This window comes from Streptococcus oralis (genome assembly GCF_021497945.1).
GTDB lineage: Bacteria > Bacillota > Bacilli > Lactobacillales > Streptococcaceae > Streptococcus > Streptococcus oralis_BR.
Genome location: NZ_CP046524.1, coordinates 947,570 through 968,271, shown reverse-complemented (window position 1 = coordinate 968,271; position 20,702 = coordinate 947,570). Strand labels below are relative to the sequence as shown.

The 20,702-nt window shown below is 39.7% G+C and carries 14 protein-coding genes; 2 read left to right on the top strand and 12 right to left on the bottom strand.

The features are described from left to right. Positions 1-6: 6 nt before the first annotated feature. The 12 genes from serB to GOM47_RS04885 all read right to left on the bottom strand — a co-directional run bounded on the left by serB (position 7) and on the right by GOM47_RS04885 (position 18,366). On the bottom strand, positions 7-651 hold the full coding sequence (gene serB, locus GOM47_RS04940; protein ID WP_235081257.1) for a phosphoserine phosphatase SerB: 645 nt from the start codon (positions 649-651) through the stop codon (positions 7-9). Between the two features lie 61 nt (positions 652-712). Then, positions 713-2,146 carry a glycogen synthase GlgA gene (gene glgA / locus GOM47_RS04935; RefSeq protein ID WP_235081256.1) on the bottom strand — a complete coding sequence of 478 codons (1,434 nt, stop codon included), beginning with the start codon at positions 2,144-2,146 and terminating at the stop codon, positions 713-715. Further along, positions 2,143-3,282, bottom strand: coding sequence for a glucose-1-phosphate adenylyltransferase subunit GlgD (gene glgD / locus GOM47_RS04930; RefSeq protein ID WP_235081255.1), 1,140 nt, complete (start codon positions 3,280-3,282; stop codon positions 2,143-2,145). The genes glgA and glgD overlap by 4 nt, the downstream gene beginning before the upstream one ends. Next, entirely contained in the window at positions 3,272-4,414 is a 1,143-nt protein-coding gene (locus GOM47_RS04925; RefSeq protein ID WP_125449060.1) for a glucose-1-phosphate adenylyltransferase, read from the bottom strand. Before GOM47_RS04925 ends, glgD begins: the two co-directional genes overlap by 11 nt. After that, a complete protein-coding gene (gene glgB / locus GOM47_RS04920; protein WP_235081254.1) occupies positions 4,404-6,332 on the bottom strand; it encodes a 1,4-alpha-glucan branching protein GlgB in 1,929 nt (642 codons plus the stop codon). The genes GOM47_RS04925 and glgB overlap by 11 nt, the downstream gene beginning before the upstream one ends. Before the next feature lie 269 nt (positions 6,333-6,601). After that, positions 6,602-8,026 carry an NADP-dependent glyceraldehyde-3-phosphate dehydrogenase gene (locus GOM47_RS04915; protein ID WP_235081253.1) on the bottom strand — a complete coding sequence of 475 codons (1,425 nt, stop codon included), beginning with the start codon at positions 8,024-8,026 and terminating at the stop codon, positions 6,602-6,604. 195 nt (positions 8,027-8,221) lie between these two features. After that, positions 8,222-10,507: a type I pullulanase gene (gene pulA / locus GOM47_RS04910; protein WP_235081252.1), complete on the bottom strand. Its 2,286-nt coding sequence runs from the start codon at positions 10,505-10,507 to the stop codon at positions 8,222-8,224. 153 nt (positions 10,508-10,660) lie between these two features. Then, positions 10,661-12,619 carry an NAD-dependent DNA ligase LigA gene (ligA, locus tag GOM47_RS04905; protein WP_235081251.1) on the bottom strand — a complete coding sequence of 653 codons (1,959 nt, stop codon included), beginning with the start codon at positions 12,617-12,619 and terminating at the stop codon, positions 10,661-10,663. Positions 12,620-12,708: 89 nt separating this feature from the next. Beyond that, complete coding sequence (locus tag GOM47_RS04900) at positions 12,709-13,887, bottom strand: MFS transporter (RefSeq protein ID WP_235081250.1); 1,179 nt, start codon at positions 13,885-13,887, stop codon at positions 12,709-12,711. Positions 13,888-13,967: 80 nt separating this feature from the next. Next, the gene (locus GOM47_RS04895; RefSeq protein ID WP_235081249.1) at positions 13,968-14,831 is read right to left on the bottom strand and encodes a MutR family transcriptional regulator; all 864 of its coding nucleotides are present in this window, start codon (positions 14,829-14,831) and stop codon (positions 13,968-13,970) included. A 37-nt stretch (positions 14,832-14,868) separates the two neighbouring features. Beyond that, a complete protein-coding gene (locus GOM47_RS04890) occupies positions 14,869-16,452 on the bottom strand; it encodes a DUF2971 domain-containing protein (protein WP_235081248.1) in 1,584 nt (527 codons plus the stop codon). Between the two features lie 12 nt (positions 16,453-16,464). Further along, positions 16,465-18,366 (bottom strand): ABC-F family ATP-binding cassette domain-containing protein, encoded by a 1,902-nt coding sequence (locus GOM47_RS04885; protein WP_235081247.1) that lies wholly within the window; start codon positions 18,364-18,366, stop codon positions 16,465-16,467. Between the two features lie 154 nt (positions 18,367-18,520). On the opposite strand from GOM47_RS04885, the gene GOM47_RS04880 reads away from it, so the two are divergent. Then, a complete protein-coding gene (locus GOM47_RS04880; protein WP_235081246.1) occupies positions 18,521-20,239 on the top strand; it encodes a phospho-sugar mutase in 1,719 nt (572 codons plus the stop codon). Positions 20,240-20,349: 110 nt separating this feature from the next. After that, complete coding sequence (locus GOM47_RS04875) at positions 20,350-20,697, top strand: thioredoxin (protein WP_235081245.1); 348 nt, start codon at positions 20,350-20,352, stop codon at positions 20,695-20,697. Positions 20,698-20,702 lie beyond the last annotated feature (5 nt).

Genomic DNA, 20,702 nt, shown 5'->3' with positions numbered 1-20,702 from the left:
TCCCTCTCATTCTAAGAAATCAATCAAAGGTAGAACTTCTAAAAGATCCCTTGTATCTACATGACAAGCTACCTCTGCTTTTACGACTTCTTTGGCACAAAAGGCTATACCGTGACCTGCTGACTTTAACATCAAAAGGTCATTGGCACCATCACCGATGGCAATCGTTCTTTCTTTGGGTAGTTTTAATTCTTTTCTCCATTTCTTAAGAGTAGCTTGTTTTACTTGGGCTGTCACAATTTCACCAACTAATTTACCTGTTAAAAAACCGTCTTTGACTTCCAACTGGTTGGCAGAGAAATAGGAGATACCGAGGGATTTTGCTAATCTCTCAACTATTGGTGTAAATCCACCAGACACTAGACCGACTAGAATACCCTTCTTTTGAAGTATGGAGATAAATTCTTGAGCATTTTGGGAAAGATGAATGGATTTGAAGACAGTATCAAAGACCGAAATCGGAAGACCTTTTAACAAAGCTACCCTCGCTCGTAAACTCCCTTCAAAGTCCAGTTCTCCTTGCATTGCTTGATTGGTAATCTTTGAAATTTCCGCTTCGCAACCTGCTTCTCTTCCCAAAAGGTCAATCACTTCCTCTGCTATTAAGGTACCATCAACATCCATGACACAGAGCCCCATTACTTTAGTCATCACTTCTCCTCTTTTCTAAACAGCCCAAAAATCGTATGAAAGAATCATACGATTTTATCTATTAGTTGACTAAACTATGGTACAAGTCCAGGTAAGATTTGCAGGCTGTATCCCATGAGAAATCACATTCCATAGCTTGTTTTTGTAGATTTTTCCATACGTCCGGCTGGTACTTATAAACATCCAAGGCTGTTTGAAAACTCCAGTTAAGCCAGTATGGTGTTAAATTGTCGAAGCTAAATCCAGTACCAGTTCCTTCGATCGGATTGAAGGATTGAACTGTATCTCTTAGTCCACCCACTTCATGAACCAATGGTAGTGTTCCATAACGCATAGCCATCATTTGTGACAAGCCACATGGTTCAAAACGACTTGGCATGAGGAAGAGATCACAAGCTGCATAAATTTCTTGAGCGAGCTTGACGTCAAAAGTGATATTTGCTGATAGTTTGTCAGGATAGACTTGCGCAAACCAGGAGAAGGAATGTTCAAAAGCCGGGTCACCTGTTCCTAAAAGGACTATTTGAACGTCCTCTTGTAAGAAACGATGCAAGCTCTCTACAACAACATCAAAGCCTTTTTGACGGGTCAAACGAGAGACAATCCCAACTAGAGGAACATCTGCTCTCACAGGTAGACCAACTCTCTCTTGCAATTTTGCTTTGTTTTGAGCTTTTCCAGATAAATCTTCCTTATCAAAATGATAGTCTAAAAGTGGGTCTGTTTGAGGATTATAAAGATCTGCGTCAATACCATTGACAATACCTGAAACCTTACCTGACTCCATCCGAAGAATCTGGTCCAAACCGCAACCAAACTGACTGGTCATAATCTCATGTGCATAGCTAGGAGAAACGGTTGAGACACGATCCGCGTATAGGATACCAGCCTTCATCCAGTTGAGGCAATCATTCCAGCGAAGGGTTCCATCAGCATAGCGTTCAAATCCAACACCAAACAAATCCCACAACATTCCTTCAGAAAATTGACCTTGAAATTCCAAATTATGAATAGTTAAAACGGTTCTGATTCCTTGATATGCTTGAATCCAATGATACTTTTCTTTCAACAAGAAGGGAATCATGGCTGTGTGGTAATCATGAACATGGAGAATATCTGGAATGAAATCAATTCGCTCCATGGCTTCAAGAGCAGCCAGTTGGAAGAAGGCAAAACGTTCACCATCATCGAAATCTCCGTAAACATGACCTCGGAAGAAATACGTTTGATTGTCTACGAAGTAGAAGGTAACACCATTCAAGATGGTCTTCTTAATACCACAGTACTGTCTACGCCATCCTACACTCACTTCAAAGTGAAGAACATCCTCAATCTGGTCGCCGAACTTAGCCTCTACCATGTCATAGTAAGGTAAAACAACCGCAACTTCATGCCCTGCCTTTACCAGTGATTTGGGCAGAGCGCCAATGACGTCTCCCAAACCACCTGTTTTTGAAAAGGGCGCCCCCTCTGCTGCTACGAATAAAATTTTCATGAATGAATATCCTCTGTAACTTTTTCGCCTTTTTTGACTACAACTGGATGTTCTGCTGTGCCTCGAATGACAACACCGTCCGCAACCTCAACACCTTTGTCTAGAATGGCATATTCAACCTGGGCTCCTTGACCAATCACAACACGAGGGAATAAAATGCTGTCTTTCACCACACTATCTTTGTGAACATAAATGTTACGAGATAGGACTGACTGAACTACTTCACCCTCAATGATACTACCAGAAGCAAACTGAGAAGTACTTACTTTTGAAGTATTCGCATAGTAGGTTGGTTCTTCATTCTTAACCTTGGTATAAATCTTTTGGTTAGGTGAGAAGAGAGAGTAGAATTTTTGAGACTCCAACATATCAATATTGGCTTGATAATAGGATTGAACGGAGTGAATATTGGCTAGATAGCCCGTGTATTCGTAAGCAAAAGCACCTTCTTTTACAGCTAAATCGCGGAGTACATAGCGTAATTTTTCTGGATATTCTTTTTGAACTTCTTCTTCAAGTCGTTCAATCAACCACGGAGTATCAACGACGAATATATCTGTAGACATGTTGAAAAGTTCATCTGTTGATTTGGCATCAAAAAGTTTATGAGAAAGAACATGGTCTGTTTCATCCACTTCCAAGATGGCATTAACATCTGAAATATCCTTTTTAGGTAATTTCTTATAAACAACTGTAATCGGACGACCGGCAGTAGTATGTAAATGGAATACTTGATTGAGGTCAATATTCACCACGATATCACAGTTAAGTGCAACCGTCTGATTTGATCCTGAACGTTTCAAATAAGTGAGAAGCTGTTGGTAATATTCTTTCCCAACCGTGCTACTTTCAACACGCGTATTATAAATACCTAGATAGTAGTGACTTAGAAGGGTAGATAAGCCCCACTCACGTCCGGAACGAATGTGGTCAAAGACTGAACTGATATTGTCTTGTTGGAAAATTCCAAAGACACTACGAACACCAGCATTTGCAAGGCTAGAAAGAGGGAAGTCAATCAAACGATATTTGGCACCAAATGGCAAACTGGCTACTGGACGATGATCTGTCAAAGTTGACATATCGTGAAAACCAACGGTGTTTCCTAAAATGGCTGAATATTTATCAATCTTCATCTGTTGCTACCCCCACTACTTCATCATATCCTACTACTTGTACTTCGTCTGTTCCATCAATTTCGACACCTTCAGAAATAACAGCACCCTCACCAATAATGGCACGTTTAATTTTTGCACCTTTTCCGATAATGGCACCACTCATGATTACAGAGTCTACTACTTCAGCACCCTCACGTACTTGCGCTTCTGTTGAGAGAATGGAATGCTTAACAGTTCCATCCACGAGACAGCCATCCACAACTAAAGAATCTTCTACATGAGCGTGTTTTCCAATAAAGTTTGGTGGTGAAATCAAGTTCCGTGAGTAGATTTTCCACTGACGATCACGACTATCCAAAGCGTTGTTTGGATCAATGTATTCCATATTTGCTTCCCATAGAGACTCGATAGTACCAACGTCTTTCCAGTAGCCTTTGAATTCATAAGCATAGACGCTTTCTCCAGACTCAAGGTAATTTGGAATAACGTTTTTACCGAAATCTGACATATCTACCTTGTTCTTTTCAGCGGCTACTAGCATGTTGCGTAGACGTTTCCAGTCAAAAATATAGATCCCCATAGAAGCTTTGGTAGACTTAGGTTCTGCTGGTTTTTCTTCGAATTCGACGATACGATTGTTTGCGTCAGTATTCATGATACCAAAACGGCTAGCTTCTTTGAGGGGTACATCCAAGACAGCTACTGTCAAACTGGCATTGTTGTCCTTGTGAGATTGGAGCATGTCATCATAGTCCATCTTGTAAATATGGTCTCCAGAGAGGATGAGAACATATTCTGGGTTAACACTATCGATGTAGTCAATGTTTTGGTAGATAGCGTGGCTAGTCCCTTCAAACCAACGGTTTCCTTCACTTGCAGAGTAGGGTTGAAGGATGGAAACACCTGTGTTAATACCATCTAGTCCCCAGCTCGAACCATTTCCGATATGGTTGTTCAAGGCAAGAGGTTGATACTGCGTAATAACACCGACGTTGTGAATCCCAGAGTTAGCACAGTTTGAAAGAGCAAAATCAATGATACGGTAGCGCCCACCAAATTGCACAGCCGGCTTAGCAATACTTTGAGTGAGTTTTCCGAGACGAGTTCCTTGCCCACCCGCAAGGATCAAAGCTAGCATTTCATTCTTCATTTTCTACTCCTTTTTGAGTTGTATTTGTGACAGTTTTAGTTGGTTTCAAGCGACGTTTAATCTTCCAGATACTTGCTCCCATAGCTGGCAAGGTAAAGGTCAAGGTCTGCTCATAATCTTTCCATAATCCTTCTTGAGTTTGAACCGTTTGGTTGTATTCTTTCCAGACACCACCCCATTGTTCCAATTCTGTATTCCAAACTTCTTCATAAACTCCTGCGACAGGAAGTCCGATTGTAAAGTCTTTTCGTTCAACAGGCGCCATATTAAAGACACAGACTAGCATTTCACCCTTTTTACTCTTACGAATAAAGGAAAGGACACTCTGATCTCTATTATCCGCATCGATAATTTCGATGCCGTCGTAGCTGGTGTCAATTTCCCAAAGGCAACGATGCTCTTTATAGAATTGATTGAGTTGAGAAGTGAAGTACTTCATCTTAGCATTCATTGGATCTTCCAAGTTAGACCATTCTAGCTGTTCCTCAGACTTCCACTCTAAGAACTGACCATATTCGCTTCCCATGAACAAGAGTTTCTTACCTGGATGACAAATTTGATAGGTGTAGAGGTTGCGCAGACCAGCGAACTGATTGTAGCGATCTCCCCACATCTTATGCATCATGCTCTTCTTACCATGTACGACTTCATCGTGCGAGAATGGTAAGAGGTAGTTTTCATTGAAAACGTACATGAAGCTGAAAGTTACCAAATTAAAATCATACTTACGATAAATCGGATCTTCCTCGTAGAAACGGAGAATGTCGTTCATCCAACCCATATTCCACTTGTAATCAAATCCTAGACCGCCCATTTCTTTCATACCAGTAATCTTTGTTGCTGATGAACTTTCTTCTGCAATCATCATCACATCTGGATGAGCTAACTTGATCACTGTGTTCAAACGTTGAAGGAAATAGTAGCCTTCGTAGTTGAGATTGCCACCGTCTTTGTTTGGAGTCCAAGGAGCATTATCATAGTCTAGGTAGAGCATATTGCTGACTGCATCCACTCGAATACCATCTAAATGATAAAACTCAATCCAGAATTTAATGCTAGAAATCAAGAAGGACTGGACTTCATTCTTCCCAAGGTCAAAGTTAAGAGCTCCCCAACCGTAGTTATGGGCCTTATTGTGGTCTTGGTATTCAAAAGTTGGTGTTCCATCGTAATAAGCAAGAGCGTCATCGTTGATGGTAAAATGACCTGGAACCCAATCCACAATTACACCGATATTGTTTAAATGACATTCCTCAACAAAATCTTGGAATTCCTCTGGTCGCCCATAAGAGTGCTCCATAGCAAAGTAACCCATAAGCTGGTAGCCCCAACTCAATCCAAGCGGGTGAGCCATTAAAGGCATAAACTCGATGTGAGTGTAGTTCATCTCAACAAGGTATGGAATGAGTTCTTCCTTAAGTTGTGCAAAGCTGTATGGACTACCATCTGGATTTCTCTTCCAAGATCCAGCGTGGGCTTCATAAATATTGACTGGTCTCTCAAAAAAGCCCCAGCGTTTTCTCCTAGCTAGCCAAAGACCATCTTTCCATTTTTTCTCTGGAATATCAGTCAGGATGGCTCCAGTCTCTGGGCGGGCCTCAAAACGAACCGCCAATGGATCAATTTTCATAATCTGGTGCCCATTTGCACGCGTGATATGATACTTATAAATCTGCCCTTCATGAGCCAGACTTGTGAATACTTCCCAAACACCCGATTCATTCCTTACCATAGGAATTTGGTGTTCTGTCCAGTTTGTAAAATCACCAACTAAGTGCACAGCCTGAGCGTTAGGTGCCCAAACACGGAAAGTAAAACCAATTTCTCCGTCTTTTTCCTCTTTATGTGCTCCTAGATAGTGCTGGAGATGAAAATTTTCTCCAGTAGTGAAGGTTCTCAATGCTTCTTGATTATTCATCTAATCCCCTTTCTTTTTGTAAGCGTTTTCCATATTTCTATTATACTATCTTTTAAAAGAACTTTCAAGCAGTTTACGGAATTTCTTAAAAAATATCTTGAAAATTTTGGAAAAATTATCCTAACTAAGCTTTCACTCATTTCAGAGAGAAAGGAATAATTTACATATATTTTCTTAGTATAATACCAAAATATTCGTTATTTTTCAATTTTAAACTGGATTTTTTAGTAAAAATAAAAATCAGGAAGAATATTTCCTGATTTTATAAATTATTTCACATCAAAAACAATGGATTTGACATTTGTCATTGCTTCAATGCTGTATTTAATCCCTTGCACACCAGCACCAGATCCTTTGACCCCAAGGAATGGGAAATTATCTGGTCCACGCTGTGTTTTATTATTAATATGAACGGTGCCCACTTCAAGTTTTTCAGCAATTTCAAACGCCTTCTTAAAGTCATTTGTAAAGACTGAAGATTGAAGACCGAACTCAGATTCGTTGGCAATTTCTAGCGCTTCGTTGGCATCTGCAACTCGGATAATTGGGAGAACAGGTCCAAATGGTTCTTCCCAGGCTAATTTCATATCTCTTGTGACATAATCAAAAAGTCCCGGCCAAATGAGATTGCCCTCACGTTTGATTGGACTGAGCGCTTTGGCACCTTTACCTTGCGCATCTTGAATCAATCCCCAGATGAAGTCAGCTGAAGCATTATCAATAACAGGTGTGATATCAGCATTGTCAAATGGGTCACCAACGGTTAGCTTAGCAACTTCAGCTTGAAGTAATTCAGCCAATTCATCCGCTACACTTTCCACAACCAAGACACGCTTGATGGCAGTACAACGCTGTCCTGAATAGCTAAAGGCTCCACCGACGATTTGTTTAGCTGCGTGTTCCAAGTCTGCATCTTCGAGAACAATAGCTGCATCTTTCCCACCAAGTTCAAGCATGATAGGACGCATTCCAGCTAAACGACCGATTCGCTCACCAATTGGAGTCGAGCCAGTAAAGTTGATAAAGTTAACTTCTTTATGTTCAATGATATAGTCACCAATTTCAGAACCTCGTCCAGTTATCGTATTAAATACTCCTGCTGGAATACCTGCCTCATCAAAAGCCTTGGCTAATAACAGACCTGAGATAGATCCTTGTGTTGGCGGTTTAAACATGACGACATTCCCTGCAATCAAAGCCGGAGCAATCTTAGATCCAGAAAGGTTAACTGGATAGTTAAATGGCGCGATAGCTAAAACGACACCAACTGGCTCACGACGGACAACGGCTAGTTTGTTTTTACTTGCAGCTTCAAAACCGCCACCTTCCATTGCTTGTCCAGTGATACGGAGACCTTCTTCTGCAGCAAAACGAATCAAATCTGCTGTACGTACTACTTCTCCAATGGCTGCTTTTATTCCTTTAGCAACCTCTTTGGCAAGAATTGTACCAATTTTTTCTTTATCGCGTTCTAAAATAGCTGCTACCTTATGCAGATAGGCTGCACGTTCAACTGGTGCTAAATCACGCCATGCTGGGAGAGCTGCACGCGCAGCTTTCATAGCCTCATCTACTTCAGCCTGACTCATAGCCGGTACTGTCCCCAGCTTTTCCTTATTAATGGGTGAATAAATTGTAATTTCCTTTTCAGATGATTTCCAATTTCCATTTACTAAATTTTGATATCTTGCCAATTTTCTTCCTCCTGAAAATTATTAAGACTTATTTTATCAAATTTTCAGAAAATTACAACCCTTTTTGTGAAAAAAATTGAGATTTTTTTCACAATCTTGATCCTTCAAATTATTTGAAACTTAATTCTACTCTTCATTAAAAACTCATAAATGACAAAAAGGATTAGATAATCTAACCCTTTTTACTACATTAATTTATGAGAGCACTTTTAAAACTGCGACACTAATATCATCAATAACATTTTCTTGTTTTGAACGACTGTTGGTAAGGAACATTTCAAGCTTACCTGCATTTTCAAAGTAGAAGGAAGTTCCCTTAGCATTGAATACCACCAATAAGTGCTCTCCTCCACCGTGAATCTCATAAACAATCCACCCGCTATTCTCAGCAGCTGTATGGACAAAGACATGACGGTAAATTTCTTCATATGTTGGATAAGAGAAGGCACTGATTTTCGTTTTTAGTCGGATAATCTGACGAATAAACTCAATGCTGTCTTGGCGTTCATTGATCAGATCCCAATTGACTTGGTTAACACTGTCCGGAGCATTATAGCTATTCATAGCACGTTCTCGGTCTGCAGGAGTTAGTTCTCCATGTTCACCAGTTGGAACCAACTTAGTTCGACCAAACTCTTGACCTAGTTCTATAAAGGCCATTCCTTGCATGAGAAGATTCATAGCTGTCGCTGTCTCAACCTTGCGCATAATCTGGTCGGAACTCTTATCAGGATGAAGGGTTGCTAGCAAGTCATGAAGATTGTAATTGTCATGAGCTTCAACATAGTTAAGAACTTGGTTTGGACTGAGATAAGATCCCAACTCTCGGCTACCAAGAATAGCCTTGGCGACGATTGGTTCTGTAGCAGCACCACTCACAAATCCTGATTTGATTGCTCCATAAACTTCTCCTCCTTTGATCGCATCACGCTGATTATCGTTAAAGAAACCTATATTTGGCATCTGATAGGCGTTATCCTTCTTAGCCTTGTCATAAGGAGCTAGACCTGTTCCCATATCCCAGCCTTCTCCATAAGTGAGAATACGCGGATCGACCTCATCCAGTGCCCAACGAATTGCCTGCATAGTTTTGACATCATGAATGCCCATCAAGTCGAAACGGAAACCGTCAATATTGTATTCTTTCACCCAATAAAGGATGGAATCAATCATATACTTGCGGAACATCTCGTGTTCACTTGCAGTTTCATTTCCTACTCCCGTACCGTTTTGAAAAGTTCCATCACGATTCATACGATAGAAATAATCTGGAACAGTTGTCTGGAATGGAGCGTCCACTGTTGAGAAGGTATGGTTGTAAACCACGTCCATAATGACACCGATTCCTGCATCATGATAAGCCTGAATCATGGTCTTGAGGTCTCGAATAACCTGTCCGGGATCATCTGGATTGCTAGAGAAGCTCGTTTCTGGTGCATTGTAGTTTTGAGGGTCATAACCCCAGTTATATGTTACATTTCCATCTTGATCGTATTTCTTATGACGATCAAAGATAGGTTGAAGTTGAACATAGTTGCAACCAAGTTCTTTGATATAGTCAAAGGCGGTTGCTTGACCGTACTGGTTAACTGTTCCAGTCTGAGCAGCACCCAAGAAGGTTCCGCGGAGTTCTTCAGGAACACCAGATGTAGGCGATTTTGTAAAATCACGAATATGCATTTCACAGATAACTGCTTTACATGGATTTTCCAAACGCCATGGCGCTTCTGTCCCATGTTTGACTTCGAATCCTTCTACTTGTCTGTCTTGATGAGAAAGAATTACGGAACGTTTTCCGTCAGGGCTTGTAGCGATAGTGTAAGGATCTCGTGTCAAAGTCTGATGGTGCGGAAACTCAATCTGATACTGATAAGCTTTACCTGCAAGATTTTCATCCAGGTCTACACTCCAAACACCAATGGTATTGTACTTATGGCTGTATGAATAGCTATTACCACGCTCTAGATTAAAAGTTTTCCAAATCGGTGCATCGTTACTAGTGTTTTCATAGACAACCACCTGAACAGCTGTAGCTGTTGGAGCCCAAAGTTTAAAACTTGTCTGATAATCTGAAAGGCTGTAACCTAGTTCTCCTTGGTATCCCCAGTGATGATCAAAGCTTGCGCTATGGATGGCTTTATCAAAGGCAAATGGATTCTGATCCTTATAATATGGACTAGCAATAGCTGGATTTTCTGAATAATACACAGTCTCGTCTCCCTCTAAAATCCATGCTTCTGTTAGCAAGGGATAGTAGTTAAAACGTACAAGATATTCTTTTAATACACCATCTATCTCGGCTTTGAAAGTGAAACTATCCACCTTCTCCTGACTGGTCACGGTAAAAGAAAACTGAAGACCAAAATAAGTGGTCTCTGAAGTTAAAGAGCTTTTATTTTCATCTCGATCTGTGCTAAATGAGCAAGCTGTATAATCTCCATTTTTTCTATGAAAATGGAGAAGAACGGGATAATTGTACATGTTTTTTCCTAATTTCTATTTTCTATTTTAATTTTTTATGTGGTGTTGATAGATTCAGCGATTTAATTTCTGACTCACAATAGACTCAATCCATGTAAAAACACTTCAGGAGAGACAGTTTCAGACTATCTGACACCTAGTTTTCTACTATCATTACATACTTTCCAGCCAGGCTTCATCTCGAACTTCGATACCAAGTTCTTGGGCTTTTTGGAGTTTGCTTCCTGCATCTGCTCCTACTACGACAAGATCCGTTTTCTTGGATACACTGCCTGTTACCTTAGCTCCCAGACTTTCGAGTTTGCTTTTTGCTTCTGAGCGAGTGAGACGTTCCAATTTTCCTGTTAGAACTACTGTTAAACCTGACAAAGCTGCATCTGCTACTACAGTCTGACCTTTGTAGTCCAGATTGACCCCTGCCACTTTCAGCTCTTCTAAGAGAATTTTAGATCCTTCAGTAGCAAAGTAGGTTTGAAGACTTTGGACAATTACACTACCCAAGCTTTCAATACTTGCTACTTCCTCTGGATCAGCTTGGGCTAAGTTTTCAATCGAGTGGAAACGTTGGAGCAAGAGCTGACTAGCCTTACTTCCGACATGGCGAATACCCAAACCAAACAAGAGCTTTTCAGCAGAGTTTTTCTTAGATGCTTGAATAGCCTGATACAGTTTTGAGGCTGACTTTTCCTTGACGCCCTCTAAAAGGAGGAAATCTTCTTCTTTCAAACGGTAAATATCCGCCACATCCTTGACTAGATTAGCAGCAAAAAGCTTTTCAACGATAGATGGACCAAGTCCTGTAATATTCATGGCATCTCGAGAGGCAAAGTGAATCAAACCTTCCATGATTTGGGCAGGGCATCTTGGATTGATACAACGAAGAGCCACTTCATCTTCAAAATGAAGCAAATGACTGTCACAACTTGGACAATTAGTCGGAATATCTAGTTTTTCTTCAGAAACACGCTTTGACTCTACCACACGCAAAACAGCAGGAATGATGTCCCCCGCCTTATAAACGATAACCGTATCATCTTTGCGGATATCCTTTTCAGCAATATAATCTACATTGTGCAGGGTCGCACGGCTAACAGTGGTCCCAGCAAGCTGAACAGGTGTTAGATTGGCAGTCGGGGTCACAACACCCGTACGACCTACTGTCCAGTCAACTGAAAGGAGCTGGGCTTCTTTTTCATCAGCAGGAAATTTATAGGCGACTGCCCACTTGGGTGCTTTAACGGTAAAACCGAGCTCTTCTTGACCTGCTAAGTCATTGACCTTGATCACTACTCCATCAATGTCATAAGGTAAATTATCCCGTTCTTTTCCTACTTCTTGGATAAAATTCCATATCTCATCTATGCTTTCAGCCAATATTCGTTTAGGATTAACTACAAAGCCAAGCTGTTCAAGATGCTTCAAGACTTTTTCTTGGCTATCACGAGTAGAAGGGCTTGCTTCTTGATAGAGGAAAGTTGCAAGATTGCGTTTGGCTACTACTGCTGTATCCAACTGACGCAAAGTGCCTGCTGCCGCGTTACGAGGATTGGCAAATTCAGGCTCCCCATTTTCTTGGCGGGCTTGGTTGACTTGATCAAACGAAGCGCGTGGCATGTAACACTCTCCACGAACAGTGATATCAAGTTCTTCTGGCAAGGTCAAAGGAATGTCCTTGACACGCTTGAGGTTCTCTGTGATATTTTCACCAACAGAACCATCCCCACGTGTCGCGCCGACTACCAAAATTCCCTTTTCATAAGTTAGCGAGATAGACAAACCATCGATTTTCAGCTCGCAAATATAGGTCGGTTGGGGCAATTCCTTTCGAACACGCGCATCAAAAGCTTCTAACTCTTCACGTGAAAAAGCATCCTGCAAACTATAAAGAGGATACTGATGACTGTATTTTTCAAAACCGTCTAAAACCTTACCACCAACACGATGGGTCGGACTGTCCGCTAAAACTTGATCTGGATAGGCAGCTTCCAATTCGACCAACTCTCGGTAGAGGCGATCATACTCGCTATCTGACACCGAGGGATTGTCACTCGTATAGTACTCGGTCGCATAGCGATTGAGCAAGGCAACTAACTCATTCATTCTTTCATTCATAAAACTATTCTACCATAAATCAAGCCCTCCTCACAATAGAGAAGGGCTGAAAAATGGATTGTAGAGAAATATTTTTTAAAAAAGATAAATTATAACTCTTTTTTAAAATGACTTCGCACATAAAAGAGGGATAAACAAGACAGGGCAATAACCCCGCTTCCAATTATCAGAAAAGAAGAGAGATGTACACTTGGCAGCACCGTCATAAAGCCTTTTGCAATTGGCATAAATAGAATGGCTAATGTAAAAATTGTACTTAGCACTCTCCCCAAGTATTCCCCCTCAACTTTGGTTTGCACCTGAGTAAAAAAGTGAATATTAAAAATCGTCATAAACAGTTCACAAACTAAATTCCCAGAAAAGGTAAGAAAAGTTGGCAGTGGTAACCCCATCATAAAAACTCCAACTCCAGTCAACGCCAATAGAATCAAAAGATTATAAACACTTGCCTTTATTTTACTAGCTAGAAGAGCTCCGATAATCGAACCAACAGCACCCATAGTCAAAATAGTTGCATAAGCTCCTTCTACCCCGTAAAGTCGTTCTGAAAAAGGGAGGAGAAATTCAAAAGCTGCAAAAAAGAAATTAACACTCGAAGCTACTAACAAAAGGAAAAAGATTTCTTGCTGGTGCCAGATATAGCCAAGTCCTTCTTTCATATCAGAAAAAATACTTTTCCAGCTGAAAGTCTTTTTCTCTTGTTTCTGAGTCTCTTTTTTGGGAAGAAAAGCTACTAATGTAAATGCGATGAAAAAACTAATGGCATCTAAAACAAGTGTCATATGGAGACTGGCAAATTGTAAAACGAGGAAAGAAAGTACAGGGGAGCTAACACCTACAACCTGCAAAACGAGCTCTAAGCGAGCATTATAGGTCACAATCTCGTCTTTTTCTACAACCTCAGTTATAATGGCTTTATTGGCTGTACGAGAAAATGCAAAGGCAACCGCCTGAACAATATTGGCAAAAATCAAGGCAGCAATCATCAAGCTATCATTTCTAATGAAAGAAATAGCTAAACAGAGAATGCCGCAAATCAAGTCCGTCGTCATCAAAATTTTGCGACGCGAAAAGCGGTCTGAAATCACTCCGCCAAAGGGATTGACCAGAATTGATGTGACGAGTTCAGAAATTTGATAAATCCCAAGAACAGTCTGCCCTATCGTTCCCATTGATGCCAACCAAACACTATTTCCATAGTCATAGAGCATATTTCCTATCTTATTAATAGCCCCACGACTAATCAACTGGATTGCATGTCGATTCATATAAAAAGCTCCTCTCAAATTTTGAAACTATTGTATCAAAACTGAAAGGAGGCTCTTTATTTTTCCCTTATTTGGGAAATTTAAGCATTTACAAATTTTTCATAATGTTCCTGATAGTAAGCCACTTGCTCCGGAAGTCCAAGCACATCAAAAATATGCATGGATTCCTGCATTTGTCTACACCCTTCTTCTTTCAAGTCTCTCTGGTAGAGGGCGAAACCTTTGAGATAATGGAAGATATTGCGCTCATAAAGCTTGATACCATTTCCAATCAACTTCTCCACATAGCCCTCAAAATAGTCCGCATCCGCAAAGGAACGGTTTTCCAAACAATGCTGGTAACAGTTAAGAGCTAAAATCAAAACAAGTTTTCGATGCCGACCAATTTCCTTGTAGTAGTCTTCTCGCTGCATGACTTCTCTGCCAATCCGAGCCACATAGTCCACATTGTAGAAAGTATAGAGATTTCCGAAAAGAATCAACTCATACATGGTCCACTCTTCTGTTTGAAAAAGATAATCTGCTACCTTTTCCAAATCACTCTGACTCATCGTGTAACGAGCATCTCTTTGACAAATCAGACCTTGTAGCAGAATCCAATTCAGCTCAAAATAGAGGGGATTGGTCGAACTCTTTGCTTTCTCAAGCTGTTCCTTTTGAAGCTTTTGAAAACCTGCAATATCATTTGAGTAGTAAAGCGGAATAATCTGTGCCATTAAGGCAACATGTTCATGATTTTGAAAATCCCTAGCCTTGTCCATGAAATTTTCAATGGTCACATGAATATTATCCAAAATCTCAAAGAAACGAGAAACTGCTAGATCAGACTCCCCAAGCTCGAAGCGAGATAATTGAGAGGTTGAACACGATTCACCTGCTGCTTCCTTTAAAGAATATTTCCCACTAGTTCGAAATTCACGAAATACCTTTCCAAGATGTTCCATCTTTACACCCCTTTTTCAAAAAATAAAACACTTTAAATTAACGATAAGATATTTGTGACTTAGTTACTTCAATATTTCGATCAACGTATTTTATATAGGGAGCAATAAAATCAATATCATCGCATTTAGGACCAAGTTTAATTTTTGAATATTTTAGTTCTTGGTCAATATAAGAATATAATCCAGGAATCACACTATTAGAATTTTCGCTAATAAAAATATCATTTTCCTTACCTTCATAAGATTTAATAATCCTATATTCATTTTCATAACTGTAATCTGCATCTTTAAATAAATAACGAATGTCATCTATTAAATTCAAGGCTAAAGAAAAGTATTCTTGTCTTTTATCAGATGTATGCTTTTTAATTTTGTCAAATGCTGATTCTATTGCATTTATTTCTTCCTCTAGTAAATCTTCCTTAACATTATAACAAACTTTATAAATTTCTATTCCATCGTCCATTAACTTTTGAATATAATCTGAATGATAAGTTAAATTAATACCCTTTGCGTCGTCACCATATTGTTTCCACATTGGAAGACTATCATCTAGATTTTGCCCATTTCCAGTTTGTGTCATAGAAGCAAAAAAGAACGGCGACGTATCATAATCAGTTTGAGGTAATTCATCTTTCTTAATTCCTATGAGATTAAGAAATGTATACCCTTCATTTGGATCATTCATTTGTCTGGCATTACTAAGTCGTAATCTAGGATAATTATCTTTATCATCATTTTTATAAAGCAAAAATTTTAAGGTATTTAATGAAGTATAGTGAATAAAATCTTCACCTTCTACTCTATATTTTAATTTATCTTTTATAATATTTACATTGTCCGATATTTCTTTCAATTCATCTTTGTCAATAGTTTCTAACTCGGACTTTAGCTGTTCGTAATTTTCCTTTTCAACCAATGAAAGCAAAGTATTATAATACACTTGATAGGTATCTTTAGATGAATTCTCAATACAATGTTCGATTAACTTTTTTAATAGATTATAGTTAAAATTACTTTTTTCAACTAAATCTTCAATTTCTTTTTTTAAATCTTCTACTCGTTCCTCTTCTAATAAAGTCAAAAAATACTCCGTAATCTTATCCGAAGAAAGATAATTACCAACATTTAATTCTGAATCGATTCTTTGGAGTTCACTATTAAAATCTATTATATCTTTACTTTTTGTTATTCTATCATTTCTTAATAATGCATACTTTATTCCTTCGTTTTCTTTTAAATCTTCAGGTAAATCAACAAAAGTTAAATCATTAAATTTTTCCAGAAAATCATTATAATACTCTGAACAAAATTCATATAAATTCTGATAAAACTCTAGCTTACAAGCCAAAGAATATTTTTGATTCCGATCAAATTCATCTTTAGATAATTTAAAAATAGATTTTATTCCGTAAACATCCTCTTGTTGTTCTATCTCAGCTTCGTAAATTCTATAACTACCTATGTATCTTTCGCCACAATCTTCGTCATAGTAATAAACACGAAAAGTAATGTAGTAGCCATAATCATTCCAATCATCTTTAAAAAAAATGAAACTATCCGAAAAATTTTTATTAGTCACTTCATTATAAACTCTATTAAAATATTTATATTCTACCATCTATTACTCCTTCTACACCTGCTCCGATAATTCTTCCCACTCAAGCATGGCTTCTTCCTGACGATGGCTGATTTTATCCAGTTCAGCCTGCAATTTCATGAGTTTTTCGGCATCGTTGGTTTCCAGCATTTGTTCAGAAACAGCTTGGCTTTGACTTTCTAACTCTTCGATTTCAGCTTCTAGATTTTCGATTTGTCGCATGAGCTTACGGGCTTCTTTCTGACTTTCTTTCTGGGCCTGATAGTCATTAGCTGGACTTGCTTCTTTTGCTTGATTGCTAGTTGAAGCTTCCTCGGTTTGAATCATTTCTACTTCTGCTTTCTTATCAACATAGTAATCGTAATCTCCAAGGTAGAGGGTTGAGCCATTCTCAGACAATTCCAAAACATGAGTTGCCACACGATTGATAAAGTAACGGTCGTGACTGACGAACAACAAGGTTCCGTCAAAGTCAATCAAGGCATTTTCCAACACTTCCTTGCTATCAATATCCAAATGGTTGGTTGGCTCGTCAAGAATCAAGAAATTGTTGTTTTCCATTGAAAGTTTGGCAAGCAGTAAACGAGCTTTCTCGCCACCTGAAAGCATGCCGACTGACTTTTTAACATCATCTCCTGAGAAAAGGAAGGCACCAAGGCAGTTGCGAATTTCAACTTCAGGTGTCAGTTTAAAATCATTCCAGAGTTCATCCAGTACAGTATTACTCGCTGTCAGCTTACTTTGGGTTTGGTCATAGTAACCAACCTCAACATTAGCGCCAAATCGCTTTTCACCCTTGATAAAGGGAATCTGGTCTACTATTGACTTGATAAAGGTTGACTTCCCAATGCCATTAGGTCCTACGATGGCAATAGCATTCATCTTACGAAGGTCAAGATTGATAGGTTCTGACAATATTTCCCCATCATAGCCAATAGCAGCATTTTCAACAGTCAGGACAACATTACCTGACGTTTTTTCAGACTGGAAGGTCATATTGGCTGCTTTCTTACCAGCTTCTGGCTTGTCTAAACGCTCCATTTTTTCTAGTTGCTTGCGTCGAGATTGGGCACGTTTGGTCGTTGAAGCTCGTACTAGATTGCGATTGACGAAATCTTCCAAAGCAGCGATTTCCTTCTGTTGCTTTTCATAGTTTTTTGCCTCAGTAGCTAGCTTTTGCTCTTTTTGCTCAACGAAACGAGAGTAATTCCCCACATATCTATCCAGAGAATGCTTGGTCAAATCGAGCGTAATCGTCGCAACCTTGTCCAAAAAATAACGGTCGTGGCTAACAATAATCAGGGCACCGCTATAGTTCACCAAGTAATTCTCTAGCCAGGCAATGGTTTCGATATCCAAGTGGTTGGTCGGCTCGTCCAAGACCAAGAGATTGGGCTTTTCAAGGAGCATTTTAGCCAGTGCCAGACGAGTATTTTGACCACCTGAAAGCTCAGCAATTTTCGTCTGCCACATAGATTCATCAAACTTGAAACCATTTAAGATAGCACGGATATCAGCTTCGTAGGTAAAGCCACCAGCCTGACGGAAATTCTCTGATAAACGATCATAATCCGCCATCAGTTTATCCAAATCTTCACCAGACTTTTCACCCATCTCTAGTTCCATCTGACGAAGTTGCTTCTCAGTTCGACGTAGGTCATCAAAGACATGGAGCATTTCATCGTAGATGGTATTTTCAGACTCAAAACGGCTATCTTGGGCTAGGTAAGACAAAGAAACATCTTTCTTCTTATTTACTTCTCCACTAGTTGGCTCCTCTTCCCCAACCAAAATCTTCAAAAGAGTAGACTTACCTGCTCCATTTTTTCCAACTAAGGCAATCCGATCTCGTTCATCAACCTGCAAATTGATATTATCAAAAAGAACTTCACCTGCAAAAGAACGTTCAATTTTATTAGCTTGTAAAATAATCATATAGGTAGTATAGCATGTTTCCCTAAGGGGTTCAAGACTATAGAATCCATTTCATTTCAAGCTTTTTCAGAAAGTTATGCTAACGTTTTACTAAATTGATAAATCGTGATATAATGAAAGCGATTAAAAGAATATACAAAAAAGGAGATGCTCTATGACTTACCAAGAAAATTATCAAAAATGGCTCGATTTTGCCGACCTTCCCGACTACCTTCGTCAGGATTTGGAAAACATGGATGAAAAAACGAAGGAAGATGCCTTTTATACCAATCTTGAATTTGGTACTGCTGGTATGCGTGGTTTGATTGGTGCTGGTACAAATCGTATCAACATCTATGTTGTCCGTCAAGCAACTGAAGGTTTGGCTCGTTTGATTGAGTCAAAAGGTGGAAATGAAAAAGGACGTGGTGTAGCAATTGCCTACGATAGCCGCCACTTCTCTCCAGAATTCGCCTTTGAATCTGCTGCAGTTCTTGCAAAACATGGCATCAAATCATACGTTTTTGAAAGCCTTCGTCCAACTCCAGAACTTTCATTCGCGGTTCGTCACCTCAACTGTTTTGCAGGTATCATGATTACTGCCAGCCACAACCCTGCTCCATTTAACGGTTACAAGGTTTATGGAGAAGACGGTGGACAAATGCCTCCACACGATGCAGATGCTTTGACGACTTACATCCGTGCAATCGAAAATCCATTTGCTGTTGAAGTTGCTGATGTAGAAGCAGAAAAAGCTTCTGGCTTGATTGAAGTTATCGGCGAAGCTGTTGACGTAGAGTACCTCAAAGAAGTCAAAGATGTGAACATCAACCCAGCCTTGATCGAAGAATTTGGTAAAGACATGAAGATTGTCTACACACCACTTCATGGTACTGGTGAAATGTTGGCTCGTCGTGCTCTTGCTCAAGCAGGATTTGACTCTGTCCAAGTCGTTGAAGCGCAAGCAACAGCTGACCCTGACTTCTCAACTGTGAAATCTCCAAACCCAGAAAGCCAGGCAGCCTTTGCCCTTGCTGAAGAACTTGGACGCAAAGTAGGTGCAGATGTTCTTGTCGCAACTGACCCTGACGCTGACCGTGTTGGTGTTGAAGTTCTTCAAAAAGATGGCAGCTACCTCAACCTCTCAGGTAACCAAATCGGTGCCATCATGGCTAAATACATCTTGGAAGCTCACAAAAACGCTGGAACTCTTCCTGAAAATGCAGCCCTCTGCAAGTCTATCGTATCAACTGACTTGGTAACGAAGATTGCTGAGAGCTACGGCGCAACCATGTTCAACGTTTTGACTGGTTTCAAATTTATCGCTGAAAAGATTCAAGAATTCGAAGAAAAACACAACCACACCTACATGATGGGATTTGAAGAAAGCTTCGGTTACTTGATCAAACCATTCGTGCGTGATAAAGACGCTATCCAAGCTGTTCTTGTCGTTGCTGAACTTGCTGCCTACTACCGTTCACGTGGTTTGACTCTTGCTGACGGTATCGAAGAAATCTATAAAGAATACGGCTACTACGCAGAAAAAACAATATCTGTTACTCTTTCAGGTGTCGATGGAGCTGAGCAAATCAAAGCGATTATGGCTAAATTCCGTGACAATGGTCCGAAAGAATTTAACGCTACTGCTATCTCAATCACAGAAGACTTCAAGGCTCAAACTGCTACTGCTGCTAACGGTACTGTTACAAACTTGACAACTCCTCCAAGTGATGTATTGAAATACACACTTGCTGACGGTTCATGGATCGCTGTTCGCCCTTCAGGTACAGAACCAAAAATCAAGTTCTACATTGCCGTTGTGGGTCAAAGCAACGAAGATTCTCAAGCTAAGATTGCTAACATCGAAGCGGAAATCAATGTCTTTGTAAAATAAGCAAGATGAAAGATGAGGTAAAACGATCTCATCTTTTTTTCGTATCAAATCCGAGCAATTTTAGAAACTTTGTGGCATACTAGTTTTATCAAGAAAAGAAAGGTATTCTTATGAATCAGTTTTTAGAAGATATTAAAGACCTTGAAGTGACTACAGTTGCACGTGCCCAAGAAGCACTCGATAATAAAGAAACTGCAACCTTCTTCATCGGTCGCAAAACTTGCCCCTACTGCCGTAAATTTGCTGGTACATTAGCAGGCGTCGTAGCTGAAACCAAAGCACACATCTACTTCATCAACAGTGAAGAACCAAGTCAACTCAATGAGTTGCAAGAATTCCGTTCACGCTATGGTATTCCAACTGTTCCAGGATTCGTTCATGTTGCGGATGGACAAATCAAGGTCCGTTGCGACTCTTCAATGTCAGCTCAAGAAATCAAAGAATTTGCAGGATTGTAAAAGAC